Origin of the sequence: Kitasatospora sp. YST-16, assembly GCF_026802215.1 — a bacterium.
GTDB classification, from domain to species: domain Bacteria; phylum Actinomycetota; class Actinomycetes; order Streptomycetales; family Streptomycetaceae; genus Kitasatospora; species Kitasatospora cineracea.
The window spans coordinates 6059984-6078063 of the sequence record NZ_CP113837.1 but is presented as its reverse complement, the minus strand read 5'-3'; the positions used below and the strand labels follow the sequence as shown (position 1 = coordinate 6078063).

Sequence of the window (18080 nt, the reverse complement as noted above, 5' to 3'; positions counted from 1 at the left end):
CGGAGTGCCGGGGGCCGGTCCGGTCGGGCGGGGTCGGGTGGGCCGGAGCCGTGCACGCGCCTGGGGCCGGCCGGGCGGGTCCGCGCTGCCGTGCGGCCATCCTCCCGAGGGGCGTTTGCCTTTCGGCTGCGCCTGGTTAACGTTCCATTGTCAGGGTGGCGCGTGACGCGGATCACGCCCGGCGCGGGGCCGGTTGACGGGGCATCAGACGGGTGACAGCAGGTCGGCCCGGAGGCGGTGCGCGGCGGCGGCGTGGCCGTGTCCGGCGGCGTCCTCGGCGCGGGCCAGGGCGCGCAGGACCTCGGCGGTGGCCTCGTCGTGGCCGACCTGTTCGGCCTCGGCGAGGGCGGCGCCGAGCCGGGCCCGGGCCTCGGGGTGGCGGCCGAGCGCGGAGAGCGCCTCGCCCGCGGTGGTGTGCAGCAGGACGCGGCGCGGGTCGGAGTGGGTGCCGGTGCTCAGCGCGAGGCCGTGCAGGGCGTGGTCGAGGGCGGGCCGGGGGCGTCCGGTGCCCAGGTGGTGGCGGGCCAGGTTGAGCAGGGCGAGGGCGGTGGTGTGCGGGTGGTCGGCGGCCAGGGCGATCTCCAGGGCCTGGGCGAGTCCGGCTCCGGCGGCGGCGTGGTCGGCGAGTTCGGAGTGGACGGCGGCCAGGTTGATCAGGGCGATCGCCCGGCCGACCTGGTTGTCGGCCCGGGCGGCGAGTTCGGCGGCGGGGGCCAGGCAGGCGGCGGCCTCGTGCAGGCGGCGGTTGGAGACCAGGACCCAGCCGAGCAGGGCTCGGACCTGGCTCTCGCCGTCCAGGTCGCCGGCCTCCACGGCGGCCTCCAGGGCGAGTTGGAGCTGCGGCACCCAGCCGTCGCGGACCCGGCGCAGGATCAGCGGCCACTGGGTGAGCACCAGCCGCCAGGTGCGTTCGGGGGTGGCGGTGGCGATCACCTCGGCGAGCGTCTCGCGGTGCGCGCCGATCCAGTGCAGGGCGTCCCCGATGGTGGTGAACTCCGGTACGGCGCGCGGGCGGTGGCTGCCGGCGGGCGGTTCGCAGCACGGCTTGCTGCCGGGTTCGGCGCACTGCGCGGCGGCCAGGCCCGCGTACAGGTACTGGTCGGCGAGCCGGGCCCGGGCGGTGCGCTGCTCGGCGCGGGAGGTCTCGGCGGCGAGCTGGCGGGCGTACAGCCAGACCAGGTCGTGCAGGGTGTACTGCTCGGCGTCGGTCTCGGTGACCAGGTGGGTGGCCGCGAGCTGCTCCAACGCCTGGGCGGCGTCCGGGTGTTCGAGGTCGGCGAGGGCGGCGGCGGTGTAGGCGTCGACCATCGGGCCGGGGTGCAGGCCGAGGGCGCGGAACAGCCGGGCGGCGGTGGGCGGGAGCTGTTCGCAGGAGATCCGCAGGGCGCTGGTGACGCTGATCTCCTCGGCCGCCAGGTGGTTCAACCGGCGCTGCTCGTGCCGCAGTTGCTCGGTGACGGCGGCCAGGCCGCGGCGCGGGTCGGCGGCGGCCTTGGCGGCGGCGATCCGCAGCGCGAGCGGCAACCCGTCGCACAGGTCGGCGAGTTCGCGGGCGGCCTCGGGTTCGGCGGCGATCCGGGCCGGGCCGAGCACCCGGGCCAGCAGCGCCGAGGACTCCTCCGGGCCCAGCACGGACAGCGGGACGGGGCGGGCGAGTTCGGAGGCGACCAGGCCGAGCATCCGGTGCCGGCTGGTGACCAGCGCCGCCGAGTCGGCGCCGGCCGGGAGCAGCGGGCGGACCTGCTCGGACTCGCGGGCGTTGTCGACCAGGACGAGCAGCCGGCGGCCGGTGGTGGCCCGCCGGTAGAGGGCGGCGCGGCCGGCCAGGGTGGGCGGCAGGTCCTCGTGGGCGGTGCCGAGGGCGGCCAGGAACTCGGCCAGCACGTCGCCGAGTTCGCGGTCGGGGCGGTCGCTGAACCCGCCGAGGTCGGCGAACAGCACGCCGTCGGGGAAGCGGTGGCCGTGCCGGTGCGCCCAGTCCAGCGCGAGCGCGGTCTTGCCGACCCCGGCCGGGCCGGTGACCAGCGCGATCGCGCCGTCCGGCCCGGTGCTCAACGCGTCGCCGAGGGCGGCGAGTTCGGCGCCCCGGCCGTAGAAGCCGCGCGGCGGCCGGGGCAGCAGGTCGACGGCGGGCAGCTCGGCGGCGGCCCGCTCCGGGGCCTTGGCCGACGAGAGCACGGGCGTGGGCGCCGGGGCGACGGGCCCGGGCGCGGTCGGCCGCAGCCGGCCCCGCTGGACGGGGATGCCGGGCACCCCGACCGGCACCGCGGCGGGCCCGGCGGTGTCGGCGGGCCCGGCGGCGTGGTCCGCTCCGCCCCCGTGGTCCGCTCCGGCGGCCGCGGCCGCGGCGCCCTCGCCGCGCAGGATCCGCTCGTACGCGGCGTTCAGGGCCCGGCCGGGGTCGACGCCGAGGCGGTCGGCCAGCGACTCCCGGGTGCGGTGGTACCAGGTGATGGCGTCGGACTGCCGGCCGGCCCGGAACAGGGCGAGCATCAGCGCGGAGACCAGCGACTCGCGCAGCGGGTGGGCGACCGTCTCGGCGCGCAGCAGTTCGGCGGCGCGGGCGGGTTCGCCGAGCCGCTGGAGGTGGTCGGCGAGGGTCTCGACGGCGGCGAGCCGGTTCTCCTCCAGGGTCTGCCGCCAGGCTTCCAGCGGGGCGCTGGGGACGGTGCCGGTGAGGGCGGGTCCGCGCCACAGGCCGAGGGCGTGTTCGAGGGCGCCGACCACCTCGGTGGAGCGCTGCTCGGTGCGGGCGGCGGCCACCAGCGCGTCGAACTGCTCGACGTCGAGCAGCCCTTCGGGCAGGCACAGGGTGTAGGCGTCGCCCGCGGTGGTCAGCCCGACGCCGTGCCGGTCGGCCCCGGCCTCGGCGAGCAGGGCGCGCAGCCGGGAGATGTGGCTCTGCACGACGGTACGGGCGTTGGCGGGCGGTTCGTCGACCCAGAGCGCCTCGGTGAGCTGGGCGACGGACACCGCGCGGTTGCGGCGCAGCAGCAGGAGGGCGAGCAGACTGCGCCGCTTCTCCGGACCGAGCCGGAGCTCGCCGTCGGCTCCGTCCGCGGCAACTGCCCCGAGCAGCCGGAATTTCACCGTATACCCCCCACTGTGGTGCATTGTTCGGTGAGGGAGGCTATCCGGTCGTTATCCGGTGCATACCACCGGGCCCGCCGCAGTGCCCCGCCGGACGGCCGCAGTGCCCGGCCGGACGGGCCCGGTGCCCCGCCGGACGGCCGCAGCGCCCCGCCGGGCGGATCCGGTGCCCCGCCGGGCGGCCGCAGCGCCCCGCCGGGCGGATCCGGTGCCCCGCCGGGCGGCCGCAGCGCCCCGCCGGGCGGATCCGGTGCCCCGCCGGACGGCCGCAGCGCCCCGCCGGGCGGATCCGGTGCCCCGCCGGGCGGCGCGGTGCCGCCCGGCGGGTGCCCGGTGCCGTCAGGCGGACGGCGCCCCCGCCGCCCGCAGCGCCTCGACGTGCCGGCGCATCGCCTCGACCCGGGCCGCCGCCGCAGCGGCCGCCGGTGAGGTGCCGCCGGCCGACCCGCCCGGCCCGGCTTCCGGCGCCGGGGCCGGTACCGGCGCCGGCTCGGGGCGGCGGTGACTGAGCATCAGCTCGCGGCTGCGGTCGGAGCGGGCGGTGACCCGGTAGTCCCAGTCCTGGCCGTGCTCGGACGGGCCGGCGAGCCGGACGGTGACCTCGCGGGGTGAGACGCCCGGCTTGAAGTAGGTCTCCGCCTCGATCTCCCCGATCCGCTTCACCGGGTCGCCGTCCAGGGTGAACTGCCGGTGCATCGGCAGTCCGGGACCCTCGCCGCTGACGGTGAGGTGCAGCACCCCGCCCGCCCCCGCCGCGCCGTTGCCGAGCAGCGGCAGGACGGCGCCGGAGGCGGTGGCCATCGCGGAGGTGAGCAGGCCGCTGGCCGGGCCGTGGTCGGTCCAGCTCTCGCGCCGGACGTCGTACGGCCGGTCGGCCGGCCAGCCCTCGCGGGCGCCGGTGACCAGGTCGTCGAGGGTGAACGGCCCCTCGGCGCTGCGCCGCACCACGTAGTCGAGCGCCTGGCGCACCTCGGTGGCCGGCAGCGGTTCCCCGGCGGGGGCCTTGAGCAGGTCGCCGAGCAGGCCGGCCGCGGACTCGGAGCTGCCGCCGGAGAGTTCGACCAGCCGGTGGGCGGCCCGGATCCGCTGCTGGGCGAGCGGGGTGCCCGAGGTGAGGGCCTGGCCGTAGGCGGCCCGGCCGAGCCGCACGGTGCCGGCCAGCTGCTCGCGTTCGGCGGGCGTGCGCGCCTCGTGGTCGTACCCGCCGCCGCTGCCGTGCACCGCGTCGTGGACCTGGTCGAGCAGGCGGCCGCCCTCGGTGAAGTGCGGGGTGCCGTCCCGGTGTTCGGGGCTGAAGGCCCGGTACTGGTCGCCGGGGACGTCCACGGTGCGGGACTCGCCGCGCGGGACGTCCAGGGTGATGGGCAGCAGGCCCTTCTCGACGACCGGGTCCTTGCCCTTGTCGAAGAACGTCACCTCGACCTCGGCGTAGCCCTGGTAGCGGTCCACGGGGGCCGCGAACTTGCCGTTGGAGACGGTCTGGCCGGCCTCGTTGAGGCTGCCGCCCTCCCGCCACAGCCGCTGGGCCCCGGCGGTGATCCCAGGGCTGGTGGTGACGTCGCCGGTGATCTTGGCGCCGACCTGGGCCTGGGCGCCCGCGTGGTTCGCGGACAGGTCCGAGCGGGCGGTGCCGGAGGCGGTCGTGTTGGCCGGGCTGAGGTCCGTCTTCTCGTTGCTGCCGTCGTGCTCCAGCGAGACCACCTTCACGCCGACCTCGACGCCCTTGCCGCCGCCGAGCGTGACCCGGTTGGTCGGGGCGGTCGCGCTGATCCCCCCGCCCTGGCTGGCGGTGCCGAACATGGCGGACAGGTGGCTGTGCGTGGTGAGCGCGTTGACCTTGGGCTCCAGCTCCTTCCAGGAGGTCTTCCCGAAGTAGTCCTGCCCGCGCAGCCGCACCACGTCCCGGACGCCGCCGACGTCGCCGAGCCAGCGCAGCACGTCGGTGTCGCGCAGCCCGTTCTCCCAGATCCGCTCCGGCGGCACCGGGACCGCGGTCGTCTCCGGCGCCTTCACCGGGACGGTGCGCGCCGGGTCGTCGACGACCTCGTCCCGCCCGTGCTCGTCGTTCGGGTCCGTCTTGTCGCCTTCCGGGGCCTTCGTCGGCTCCGTCTTGCCGCCCTCCGGGGCCTTCGTCGGCTCCGTCTTGCCGCCCTCCGGGGCCTTCGGCGGGGCGGTCTCCCCCTCGGGGGCCTTGGCCGCCGGCGCCTTGCCGTTCACGAAGGGCTCCACCGGGACGGTCTCGCCGGTCTCCACGATGGTCTCGAAGCCGACCGTCGCGGTGCGCCGCTGGTGGACCGAGGCGCCCACCCACGGCTTGCGGGTGATGGTGAACTGGAGTTCCGCCTCGCCCCGGTAGGCGCTGCCGGGCAGCTTCGACTTGGTGGCCATGCCGGCCGTGGTCGACCCGGTCCGGACCTCCGTGTGGTCGTGGCCGTGCCCGCCGGTACCGGTCAGTCCGGCGGTCACCGAGACCGGTGCGCCCGGGATCGGGGCCGCGCCGGTCGCCCCGAGGACGCCGATCTTGGAGTTGCCGCCGCCCTCGGTCCGGGCGAAGGTGCGCTGCACGTCGGTGCCGGCGTTGAACTCGGTGGTGCCGGACTCGCCGAGGTGCTCCATCCGGTCCCGCAGCACGGCGCCGACCCGGACGGTGGTCCGGCCGTGCCGCACCACGATCTCGTCACCGGCGGTCATGCCCTTGAGCCGGGACTGCAGCCGGTCCGGGGTGAGTTCCGCGTCCAGCTTGCGGCTGATCCCCTCCCAGTCGCTGCCGAACGGGTTGCGCTCCGGCCGGGCCGCGCCGTCCGGCCGGGCGCCGCCGCGGCGGGGCTTCCAGCCGGACTCCACCTGGTCCCGGATCGACTCGCCGAGCGTCCGCCGCGGCCCGGGCGCCCCGCCGCCCGTACCGGCCGGACCGTTCCGGTCCCCCAGCGCGTGCACGTCGGTGACGATCGCCGAGGAGTCCAGCCGCCGCCGCTCCACGAAGCCCTTCGGCTGCCGGGAGGTGGTCCGCCCGGCCGGCTCCGCGTGCTTCTTCCCGTCCTTCGAGTCCTCCGCGGGGGCCTCCTTCGGGGCCTCCTTCGGGTCTTCCTTGGGAGCCGCGCCCTCCTCGTCCTTCGGGGCTGCGACGGCGTCCTCCGGCTTCTTCACCCGAACGGCGTCGCGCTCCGGCACCGCGACCCGGGCCACCGTGTCGACCTGGTGGGTGACCGAGCCGTCGGCGATGCCCAGCCGCTTGAACTCGACCTTGACGTCGTACTTGGCGTCCACGTCGAACAGCACGGCCGTCTCGACGTGCTTGCCGCGGTTCGAAGTCGAGCCGACCGTCTCGAAGTTGTGGCCGTACGTGCGGTCCACCCGGTAGCTGGAGCCGCCCGTGACGTCCAGCACCGGGGTCTTCAGCCGGCCGATCCCGCCGCCGTTCAGCCGGGTGCGGTGGTCGCCCAGGCTGCCCTGTCCGCTGGAGGTGCGGGTGCCGGACTCGAACTCGTAGTCCTTCGACGTGGAGTGGTAACTCGACTCCCCGGTCCGGGCGGTGACGGTGATCTCGGCCTTCCAGGTGGCGCCGGAGACCGTCTCGGTGAGCTTCCCGCCGCGGGTCAGCTGGGAGAGCTGCGACTTCAGCGCGAGCCGGTCGAAGGTCTCCCCGAGCTGCTGGCGGGTCTCCTCCGACAGTTCGCCGTGCTTCGTGCGGACGGCGTTCTCCACCGTGGTGCGGACCCGGTCCGCGCCGCTCAGGCTGTGCACCACGTACGAGGCGTTCAGCTCGCCCCGCTCGTGGATCCGGGGCGGCGCGGTGTGCGTCGCGTCCGGGTTGGGCGCCTTCGCGGCGGCGGACACCGGGGCGGCCTCGGGCAGCTTCTCCGGCCGGGTGAAGGTGTGGGTGCCGTCCGCGGTCTTCGCCACCTTCGACTTGACCGTGCTCCCGGCTTCGAGGCCCACCTCGATGCCGAGCGGCGCCGTGGTGTCCGAACGGCCGCCCGGCAGCGTCTCGCCCGGGCGCCCGAAGTGCACGTCCACCGCGAGCTTCGCGCCGTAGATGACCTGCGGCGCGTTGTACTTGCCGTTGGCGTAGACCCGGTCGGCCTGCCGGTCCTGCCCGCCCTCCCGGTCGCGGCGCTGGGCCGAACCGGTGGCCAGCAGGTCGCCGCCGGGCGCGCCCTTGGCGACCGTCCCGCCGAGCTGGCCGTTGCCGGCCGCGGTGCGCGCCAGCATCCGCCGCTCCACGGTGAACGAGCTGTTCTCGTTCACCGTGTTCAGCGCGGCCTTGCCGTCCTCGCGCCGGTAGGTCATCTCCTGCACCCGGGCGGTGGCGGTGACCACCATGTCCTCCTTGCCCGGGATCTTCACCACCAGCGGCTCTCCCCGGGTCATGCCGGTCATCCGGGAGGCCAGCTTCGGCTGGCTGAAGCCCTGCAACACCTGCTCGCGGACGGCGTCCCAGTCCTTGCCGAACCGCTCCCGGCCCTTGGCGTCGACCGCCGCGCGCAGCGCGGACGTGTTCTCCACGTCCCGGACCACGACGTCCTCGCCGAGCCCGCCCCGGTCGTTGCCGCCGCGCCACACCGACTCCGGCGGGCCGGCCACCTCGTGCTGCTCGGGCTCCGGCGCGTCCTTGGCCTTGTCGCCTTCCACGGAGTCCTTGGGCTCCGTGCTGCCCTCGCCCTCGCCCTTGGGCTCGGGCTTGGGCTCGGGCTCCGCGGCGGGGGCCTTGGTGTCCGCCCGGTCGACCAGCAGCCGGACCTCGGCCTCGCCCGCCGGGTGCGCCGTGTCCTTGCCGTTGAACTTCAACTCGTAGTGCACGGCGCCGTCGTAGAGCACGCCGGGCACCTTCGACTTGCTGGTCAGCTGGGAGACCCGGCTGTCACCGGAGATCTCCACCACGTCCCGGCCCAGCCGCCCGGAACCACCGACGTTGATCAGGGCCGCACCCGGCTTCAACCCGAGCGACGCGCCGAGCTGGCCCGCGTTGCCCTTGTTGGTGGCCGTGCTGTGGACCTGCTGGACGGTGGTGCCGATGTTGAACTCGGTCTCCTTCGTGGTGCCGACCTGCTCCAGCCTGCCGACCCGCGCCCCGATCTCGACCGTCCCGAGGCTCTTGCCGTTCCGGTCCGTCAGGTTGACGGTGAGCGGCTCGCCCGCCGTCATCGACTTGAGGTCCCGCTGCAGGCGCCCGAAGTCGACCTCGGCGAGGACCTTCTCCTTCATCGCGGGCCAGTCCTTGCCGAACTCCCGCGCACCCGCCTGCTCGACGTGCTCCAGCAGCCCCTCGACCGGCCGCTTGCCCGAGCCGCCGTCGCGCGGCTTCAGGTCCAGCACGATCTCCTGACCGCCGACCCGGCCGTCCAGCAGCCGCTGCGGGGGCACCCGGCGCTCGCTGTCGGCCCCCATCGTCGGACGCTCCGGCACCGCCACCCTCATCGTGAGGTCCACCTGCGCGGTGTGCCCGGACTCGGTCCGCACCGGGGTCCCCCGGTGGCTCATGTTGCCGAAGTCCAGCTCCAGCCGCATCGTCGAGTCGAACAGCTCCGCGGTCCCGGAGGTCTTCGACCGCGCCACCATGCCGCCCAGGTCCACGTCGACCTGGGCCTGGCCGCGGTCGTGGAAGTACCCCACCATCTCGGTCGGGTCGGCGATGCCCTTCGACTCCCGGACCTGGACGCCCACGTTGTACTGCCACTGCGAGTTCCGGTTCCCGCCGGTCGCCACCGTCCGGTCCGCGCCGTTCTCGAACTCGATCTTGTCGGTCCCCGCGGGCTTCGACTCGGTGACCCGGCCGCGCAACTCCACGCTGCCGCTCCACCCGTGCCGCTCGAACGAGGCCGTCCACACCTCGCCCCGGGACAGCGCCCCGAGCATCGGGCGCAGCGTCGCCGGCCCGAAGTGCTCCTCCGCGAACGCCCGCGCCGCCGCCCGGTCCCCCGGCACCATCCGCTCGATGGCCGCGACCACCTGCTCCCGGACCGCCTTCTCGTTCCCGGTCAGCCCGACCACCAGGTCCGTCCCGGCGATCGGCCGGGGCTCCGTGGACTCCTTCTTGCCCTCGGGCAACGGGGGTTCGGGCTCGGGCTGCTTCTTCTCCGGCTCGGGCTCGGGCTCCGGCTGCTTCTTCTCCGGCTCCGGCTCGGGCTGCTTCTTCTCCGATTCCGGCTCCGGCTGCTTCTTCTCCTCCTTGAGCGCGTTCTCCCACTTCCCGTGGCTCGGCGCCGGGGCACCCTCCGGGCGCGGCACCGGCGCGCTGCCGTCGTAGTGGGCGAGCGCGTCGTGCGCGGGCCCGTCGTTCCGGTACACCGTGACCTGCCGGCCGTTCTCCGGGCCGAAGGTCCCCACGTGCTCACCGTTCGGGTCGAGGACCCGCAGCCGGACGCCCAGCGCGTTGGCCGCCGCGACCGGCAGCATCTCGCCCGCCTGGGTGTTCCAGCGGTTCCCCCAGTCGCGGACGGTTTCGAGCAGCGCCTGCCGCTCGTGCGGGAGCGGCGGCGGGGCGGTGGTGAGGATGTGGTCGCCGACGATCGTCCGCAGCTCGGCGAGCGGCACGTCGCCGAACCCTCCGCGCACGTCCTCGGGCAGGTAGGAGAGCAGTTCCTCCCTGGGCGCGTCGCCCCGGGCCACCAGATCGCCGCGGTAGTTGGTGACGACCTCCTGCGGCCACTGGTCCGCGGGGAGCGTCCGGAAGTGCCCCTCGACCTCGGCCCGGAGCCGTTCGTGCGCGCCGTTCACCCCCGAGAGCTCGGGCAGGCCGACAACCAGCGAACGCAGCAGGCACAGACCGTCGGCCGCCACCGGAACCAGCTTCCCGGCCGGCGGGAACTCGGGCCGCTCCTCGGTGTCGTCCTTCTTGCCTTCGCCCTCGTCGTCCTTCGGGGCCTTGCCCTCGCCCTTGTCCTCGTCGCCCTGCTTCTTGCCCTGCTCCTCGCTGCTGTCCTTCTTGCCCTGCTCTTCGTTGCCGTCCTTCTTGCCCTGCTCCTCGCTGCCGTCCTTCTTGCCCTGCTCCTCGCTGCCGTCCTTCGGAGCCTGGTCCTTGTCTCCGCCCCCGTGGTCCTCGGGGCCCTTGTTGCCCTTCTCCCCCTCGTGGGCCGGGGCGTGCTGGGTGCCGAGTTCGGGCGGGGCCGAGGCGGAGCGGGGGCGAGTGGTTCCGGCGGGCGGCGGCGGGGCGGGGGTGTCCTCGGTGTGCTGCTGCCGCGGGGGTTCCTGGTGCTCGGTGGGCGGCGTGTGGTGGGAGACCGAGCCGAAACCGGGCTGGTTGTCGTTGCCGTGCGGCGTGCCGGTGCTCCCGGTGCTGCTCTGCGGCGGCTGCTCGTTGCCGCGGTCCTCCAGCCGCTGCTGGCGGCGGGCGAGCTTGGCCGCCTTCACCGCTTCCTTCTGCCGGCGCGCCTCGGCTGCGGCTTCCGCCTTCTTCCGTTCCGCTTCCAGCTGCTCCGGGGTCTTCTCCGGCTTGGCCGACAGCGCTTCCCGGCGCTTCTCGAGGTCTTCGTTGTTCTTGACGACCTCTTCCGCCTGCTTCTTGCGGTCCTTGAGCAGTTCGTTGGCCTGCTTGGCCCGCTCTTCGGCGGCGGCGAGCTGCTTCTGGTGTTCGGGGCTCCGGTCGTCCGTCTGCTTGAGGCGCTGGACCTCGGCCTCGGTCTGCCGGACGAACTCCTCGGTGCGGGCGACGGAGTGCTTCGCGGCGGAGACGGCGGGCCCGTACTGGCGCAGCGCGTTGTCGAGGTTCTTCTTGTTCTCGCCCTTGTTGGCGTTCTTGTCGCCCTCGCGCTGCCGGTCGTCGACCCGGTCGGACATCCGGGCGGCGGCGAACGCGAGCGGGTCGAGGGTGCCGTCGTTGCGGTAGCGGCCGTCGCCGTCCGGGTTGTGGACCATGAGCGGGCGGTACGGCGGGCGGCCCTCGCCGGCCGGGCCGGGGCCGTGGCCGGGGCGCGGGTCGATCGGGAGGCCGGAGCCGAACTTCGCCTCGGGGCGGTAGAACCGGGAGACGAGGTCGCCGAGTTTGCGTTCGGCTTCGTCGACCTGCTTCTTCGCGGCGGCTTCGCGGTCGGTGCCCTTGGCGTCCTCCAGGTCGCTCTTCGCCTTGGCCAGTTCGTTGTTGAGGCCGACGGCGTGTTCCCTGAGCGCGGGTCCGCCCCGGTGGATCTCCTGGACGACGGACAGGGCCAGGCCCTCGGCCACGTCCTTGCCGTGGAAGACCTCCTGGTCGAAGGTGACGTGCTGCTTCGCGCCGCCGTTGCCCGGGTAGGTGTGCTCCCACTTGCTCTTCTCGCCGGTGGCGGTGGAGCCCTCGACGTACTTGGTGGTGCGGGCGGTCTCGCCGTTGGGCAGCTTGTACTCCTGCATGGCCGGGCGGTCCAGCGGTTCGAGCTGGTCGTGCAGGGAGACCCAGCCGTCGTGGTGCTGCAGGATGTCGGAGCCGAACACCATGGTGGTGGGGCCGTAGCGGGTGACCATCTTCTCGTCGCCGACCTCCATCCGGAAGAAGGCGAAGTCGTCGTTGCCCAGGCTGCTGGTGTTGGTGTCGCTGCTCTTCCCGGACGCCATGAACTTGACGTCCCGCCGCATGAGGTCGCCCTGCGAGGAGAGCATGCCGGAGTTGGCGATGGCGTGGTAGGCGGGGGTGGAGTGCTTGAGCCGGTAGGGCAGGTCCTTGAGCGAGTCGTGGAGGTCCCGCAGCTCGGGGTCGTCCTTGAGGTGCGGCTCGACCTGGTCGCGCAGGTTGCCGAGGTTGCGGTCGGACAGGGCGCGGACGAAGTCGGCCCGCTTCTCCGGCGGGAGGGTCGACAGGTCCTCGGGGAGGTTCGCCAGGTCCTCGTTGGTGAGCTTCTTCGAGTCCTCGGCCTTGGGCGGGTTCGCCGGGTCGTCCGCCTTGGGCGGGTTCGCCGGGTCCTCGTGCTTCGGCGGGTTCGCCGGGTCCTCGACCCTGGGGGTCTCGGAGACCGGCGGCTTCTGCTGCCCGGCGCTGTCCCTGATGTCCTGCTGGACGGTCTTCCACTGGGTGCCGGTGGGCACGTCGGCGTACGCCTGGTCGCGGCGGAACTCGCGGACCCGGTTGTGCAGCAGGCCCATCAGCTTCGGGTCGAGCGCCAGCGGGACGCGGGTGCCGCCGCCCTCCGGGCGCGGCTCGGACAGGGTCTTGGAGAGGCCGGTGAGCGGGCCGTACTCGTTGCGCAGGTGGTAGAGGCCGCCGTGGTCGGCGGCGCCCGTGACCTGGCCCTTGAGCAGGCGGTCCAGTTCGTCGCCGCGCCGCACCGTCTCCTCCTCGTAGGCGCGCCGCGCCTCGGGGGTCGGGTGGGCCTGCTCGAAGCGCGGGGGGTCCGTCATCAGCTGGAGCCGCTCGCGCAGTTCGTCGCCCTTGCCGACGATCTCGTTGCCGGTGGCGCGCAGGTGCTTGCCGGGGTCGGCCCCGTCGTTGCCCAGCCGGGCCTGCTCGTCCAGCCACTGGGCCCGTTCCAGCACCTTGGTGGCGGTCTGCGGGTAGTCGCTGCGGATCAGCATGTCGGCGAACTGGTGGAGTTCGGGCTGCGACAGGTGGTCGACGTTCACCTCGACCGGGGTGTCCTTGCGGGTGGTGAAGTCCTTGCCCATCCACTCGGAGAACGCGTCCGGGCGGGCCTGGCCGTCGGCGGAGGGGACCCACTTCTTCTGGTCCGCGTCCCACTTGATCCTGACCGACCCGTCCTGGGTGACGGCGGCCTCGTTGTCGCGCCGCTGGGCGGCTTCCGGGTCGTCGTCCTGGTTCTGCTTGTTGTCCTTCTTCTTCGCTCCGAAGCCCTCGTGGTCGGCGGTCGGCTCCGGGAGCGGCCGCTCCTCGGGGCGGTGGAAGTCGGAGTAGGTGTCCATGAAGTCGCGGTCGTGCGGCCCGGAGATGTTGTTCTCGTGCGGGTCGGCGACCGAGGCCCAGACCGTCCAGTCGGAGCGGAAGTTCTCCGGCATCGAGCCGTCGGCGACGGTGACCTTGCGGTCCGTCAGGTCGGCCCAGCGCAGCGTGCCGTCGCGGTCGTGGACCAGCGCGACCGCGTGGCCCGTGCCGCCGTCCTTGCCGGCGCCCAGGACGGTGGCGAAACTGCCGGGGCCGCCCTGCTTGACCTGGTCCATCAGCTTCTGGATGCCGTCCGGCCCCTCGCCGAAGCGGGCCGGGCCGTCGTGCCGCTTCCACAGCGCGTTGCCGGGGACCGGTTCGGCCGTGCCGTGCAGGGTCTGGCCGGAGACCCGGGGGCGCCCGAAGTGGGTGTCCCGGTACGCCTCGACGTTCTCCAGGCAGGCGTTCAGGTCCTCGGGACGCCGGCCGCCCGGGCCCTCGTGGACCGGCACCTCGTGCGGATTGACCTTCTGCAGCAGCGAGTTGCTCATCGCCGGGTGCTGCCGGTCCGCGCCGCCGACGTAGTCCGTGAGGTCCTTGGTCAGCGGGTGCTCCGGGCCGAACGAGCGGTAGCCGCGGTCGTTCAGCACGCCGTCGGTGTTCTCGTACGACGGCGTCCGGCGCCGCTTCGGCTCGTGCTCGGAGACGAGCTGGTCGTCCTCGTCCTCGTCCCGTCCGCGCTTGCGGCTGTTCGACGGGGCGGGCTGCGGCGTGGTGTCGCCGTCCGCGTCCCGCCGGGGCGGGACGGCCCGGGTGTCCTGGGCGGGCGCGGCGGCGTCCGTCGGACGGGGCGGCTGGTGTTCGGGCGCGGCGGTGCCGTGCGCGGCGGTGCCGTGCGCGGTGGTCGGCGCGGGCACCGAGTCCGACGCGGGCGCCGGGCGCGACGGGAGCGCGCCGAAGTCCCGGGCGCCGGTGCCCTGTCGGCTGCCCTCGGCGGGGGGCGAGACCGGCGGCGGCACGGACGTGTTCTCGTCGCCGGACCGGACCGCGTCCGGTCGCGGGGTCACCGGCCCGGGGTTGCCGGCGGAACCGGACGGCTGGGGCTGCCGGGCGGCACTCTCGTCCCGCATCACCTCGATCCAGTCCGACTTCCGGAACTCCGAGAGCAGGGTCTCGGGGGTCCGGTTCGGGTAGGCCGCCAGCGCCTGCTCCGCCAACTGCCGGATGGGGGCCTCGCTGGCGTTCAGGAACTGCTGGTTCGCCTCGTTCGCCCTCTGCAGTCGGGCCACCGTGGCCTCGACGTCCGCGAGGGTCTTGCCGGGCCTCTGGAGCTCGGCGACGAGGCGCTCCTGGGCTTCGAGCCGCCCGCTCATGTCATTGACGAACCTCTTCAGCGTCTGGACGGACGGGTCCCGCGGGTCCAGCCCCTTGGTGAGGCCGTGCGCCGCGTCCTGGAACTGTCCGAGCTGCTGCTTCGCCCTGACGTGGTACGGGTCGACCGTCATCTTGACGAGGTTCTCCGGGGTCTGCGTCGAGACCTCGAACGGGATGGTCGACTGCTTGGAGACCGTCGGCGGACGGTTCGGATCCAGGATGTTCGTGTGCGTCTCCTGGCTGACCAGCTCCCAGCCCTGCCCGTTGTGGCGCAGCATGTTGGTCGCCGCCGGCGTGTGGCCGGGCGGCAGGGGCGCCGCGTAGTCGTGCAGCCCCGCCCACTGGGTGACCGTCTTCCCCAACCGGAAGTCGGCGCCGGCCCGCAGGTTCTCCGAGGCGGAGTACGACTGGTAGTGCCACGCCGTGAACGTGTCCTCACCGGGCTTGACGGTGGCCACGAACGCGCAGCCGTTCATCGCGTCGGTGAACACCAGCCCCTCGCGCGGGAGGTCCGGGTGCGGGCGCAGCGGGACCTCGGCGTGGCCGATGGTGCTGTCGGCACCGGGGCGCTCGCTGGCTTCGTAGGGCACGTACGCGCCCTTCACGTAGTGGCTGTCGTCCTTCAGCGGCGGCAACTGGGACCCGACCGGCTCGGGGAAGCGTTCGAGTCCGGGGAAGCTCTCGGGGTGCTCGGCGAAGTGCGCCGCGTACTTCTCCCACGCGGGCACCAGGTGGTAGGAGGGCTTGCCGCCGCGGCCGGCGGCCGGGTCCGGCTCCATCGTGAACCAGTGCTTGTCGCTGCTCTTCATCGCGTTGAGGAACGCGATGTCCTGCCCCGGCTTCAGCCCGGGCATCCGCTGCTTCACGCCTTCGGAGAAGTCCACCGAGAGGAGGTTGTCCTCCAGGAACTTCGCCGGGTCGTGCATGATCCCGTGCTCCGGCGTGCCCACCGGCGGCAACGGCTCCGGCTCGACGTGCGGCACGGCCTCGTCGTGGTCCGACGGCCGGTCGGTCACGTCCTGGTGCTCCCGGCCCTCGTGCTCGGGGCGGGCCTGCGACGACTCGGGGACGGACTCGTGCCCGGGGCGGAGCGAACCGCCGCCCTGGTGGCTGCCGCCGTTGCCGGTCGCGCCGTTCGGGTGGACGGAACCGGACGCACCGGAAGTCGACGGCGCCCCCGATCGGATCCCGCCGCCCACGTCACCGACACCGCGGACCGGACCGGTCACCAGACCCGACCGGTGACCGTCCTGCCGCGGGACGGCCCCGAACCCCGCCGAACGGCCGGACGCACCGGCCCCGCCGCGACCGGCACCGGCCGCACCACCGGCCGTCGCACCGGGCAGGTACCCGCCGCCCGCCATCGGGGGCGGCGTGGCGGTCGACGACGTGACGTCCGGGACCGCGTCCGGCGACTCCTGACCGGGCAACTGCTCCGTCCCGGCCGGACGCATCGGCGTCGGGGCGGACGCCCCCCGCGTGCCACCGTCCAGATGGGTGCCACCGCCACCGGCCAGGTGCGCGGCGCCACCGAGCACGCCCGACAGGTTCGGCACCGCGGACTGGTGCGCCGCCGCGGAACCGTCGGACTGCTCCGTCCCCCGCGACGCAGGACCCTCCTGGTGCGGCAACGCCGTCCCGTGCGACTGCGCAGCGACCGGCTCCTGGCGCGGAGCCGGAGTCTCGTGCGGCTGCGCGGCGACCTGCTCGTGGCGCGGAGCCGGGGTCTCGTGCGGCTGCGCGGCGACCTGCTCGTGGCGCGGGGCCGGGGTCTCGTGCGGCTGCGGAGTCGGCGACTCGTGCGCCTGGGCGACCGGCTCCGGACGCGGCGCCACGTTCTCGTGCACGGGCGCGGCGGGCTCGTGACGCGGAGCGGCCTGCTCGTGCGGCTGCGAAACCGGCTCCTGGCGCGGAACGGCCTGCTCCTGACGCGGAGTGGCATTCTCGTGCACCTGAGCGGCAGGCTCCTGACGCGGCGTCACATTCTCGTGCACCGGCGCCGACTCCTGACGCGGAACAACCTGCTCCTGACGCGGAGTGGCATTCTCGTGCACCTGAGCGGCAGGCTCCTGACGCGGCGCCACGTTCTCGTGCACCGGCGCCGACTCCTGACGCGGCACCACCTGCTCCTGACGCGGAGCGGCATTCTCGTGCACCTGAGCGGCAGGCTCCTGACGCGGCGCCACGTTCTCGTGCACCGGCGCCGACTCCTGACGCGGCACCACCTGCTCCTGACGCGGAGCGGCATTCTCGTGCACCGGCACCGCCTGCTCCGTACGCGGCGCGACGTTCTCGTGGACCGGCGGGGTGGCCGTCGGCGTGGGATCCGTCTGCGGCCGCACCGATTCGACCTTCGGCGTTGCCGCCTGGGTCTCGGCGTGCGGTGCGGGGGTGTCCTGGATCCGCACGCCCGTCTGCTCGCGCGGCGTGGGCGCGGGGGTCTCGTGGGTGGCGGACCCGGCGGGGGTGGTGGTGTCGTGTGCCTGGGAGGTGACGGGCGCGGTCGTCGGGTGGGTGCCGCCCGCGGTGTCCCCGGCGCTGCGGCCCGAGCCGAACGGCGCCAGGCCGTTGACCTTCGACTCGCCCGCACCGGCGCCCGCGCCCGCGCTCGCACTCGCGCTCGTCCCGGAGCTGTGCCCACCGGACGAACCGGCCGCCGCAGCACCCGCGCCCGAGCCCGCGCCGAGCAGCGAGCCCGCGCCGGTGCTGCCGTGCGTGCCCGCGCTCTCCGCCGAACCGCTGCCGCTGCCGCTGCTGCCGCTTCCGCTGCTGCCACTGCTACCGGAGGAGGACGTCCCGGACGGCCCCTGGTAGGCGCTGTCGCCGGAGGAGGTGGCGGACTTGCTGAAGGTGGGCGGGCCGTCGTGGCTCGCGCCGTCGCCGGTGCTGCCGGTGCTGTGGGGGAGGTCGAGCTTGGGGGCCTCGGCGGGCTTGGGGGCGGCGGCGTGGCCCTTGAGCGCGGAGGCGCCCGCGTGCAGGCCGGCGCCCGCGCCGCCGGAGAGGCCGGAGCCGAGCAGGGATTCGCTGTCGACCTTGCCGGTGGTGATGAGCTGGGTGGAGACGTCGGCGCCGACGCCGACGGCCGCGCCGGTGGCCATCTTGCCGGCGGTGGAGTTGAGGGCGCTCTCGGCGCCGATCTTCTTGCCGGCCGCGCCGATGCCCTTGCCGATCAGGTGGGCGGAGGCGCCGCCGACCGCGCCGCCGAGGGCGTTCTGGCCGACTTCCTTCATGTCGATGCTCTTGCGGTGGCCCTCGGCCACCTCGATGCCCTGGGCCAGGAAGTTGATCGCGGCCATCTGGGCGGCCTGCTTGGCCGCCATCTCGAGCATCTCCTTGAGCAGCTTCTTGAGCAGCTGCGAGACGACCACCCGGCTGGCCGCGATCATCACCGGGACCTCGAGCAGCGAGGCGCCCGCGGTGAACGGGGCCTCGGCCTCGGCGGTGGCCAACTCGAAGGCCAGGATGCCGAGTTGCGCGATGATCTGGATCTTCGCGGTCTCCGCGGAGTTGGCCACCTGTTCGAGCATGTCGCCCATGCCGTTGAGCGCGTTGATCGCGCCGGGCAGGTAGCCGGGGTCCTGCTCGGTGCCCTTGCCGACCGAGTACTTGTCCCAGTACTTGCCGAGCGCCTCGGCGGCGTTGCCCTTCTGTCCGTCGAGGGCACGCTTGATCGTCGAGTCGGCGCTCTGGGTGGCGTCCTTGAGGGAGTCGGCGGCCTTGCGGCAGTGGTCCGCCATCTCGCGGAGCTGGTCCTCGTCGGCCTCGGGCCAGCGGGTTCCGGCGAGCAGGAGCAGGACCCACTGGAGCGGCTCCGGGAGTTCGACAGCCATGG

General features: G+C 74.3%; 2 protein-coding genes. Both read right to left on the bottom strand.

The genetic code is table 11. From position 1 onward, the window contains the following. Nucleotides 1-204: 204 nt before the first annotated feature. Nucleotides 205-3090 carry an AfsR/SARP family transcriptional regulator gene (locus tag OU787_RS27440; protein ID WP_268660946.1) on the bottom strand — a complete coding sequence of 962 codons (2886 nt, stop codon included), beginning with the start codon at nt 3088-3090 and terminating at the stop codon, nt 205-207. Between the two features lie 339 nt (nt 3091-3429). Then, nucleotides 3430-18078 carry a WXG100-like domain-containing protein gene (locus OU787_RS27435; RefSeq protein WP_268660945.1) on the bottom strand — a complete coding sequence of 4883 codons (14649 nt, stop codon included), beginning with the start codon at nt 18076-18078 and terminating at the stop codon, nt 3430-3432. Between the last annotated feature and the right edge of the window lie 2 nt (nt 18079-18080).

Excerpts from the sequence above, each read along its gene's own strand:
- OU787_RS27435 (WP_268660945.1), bottom strand. The coding sequence starts at position 18,078 with ATGGCTGTCGAACTCCCGGAGCCGCTCCAGTGGGTCCTGCTCCTGCTC.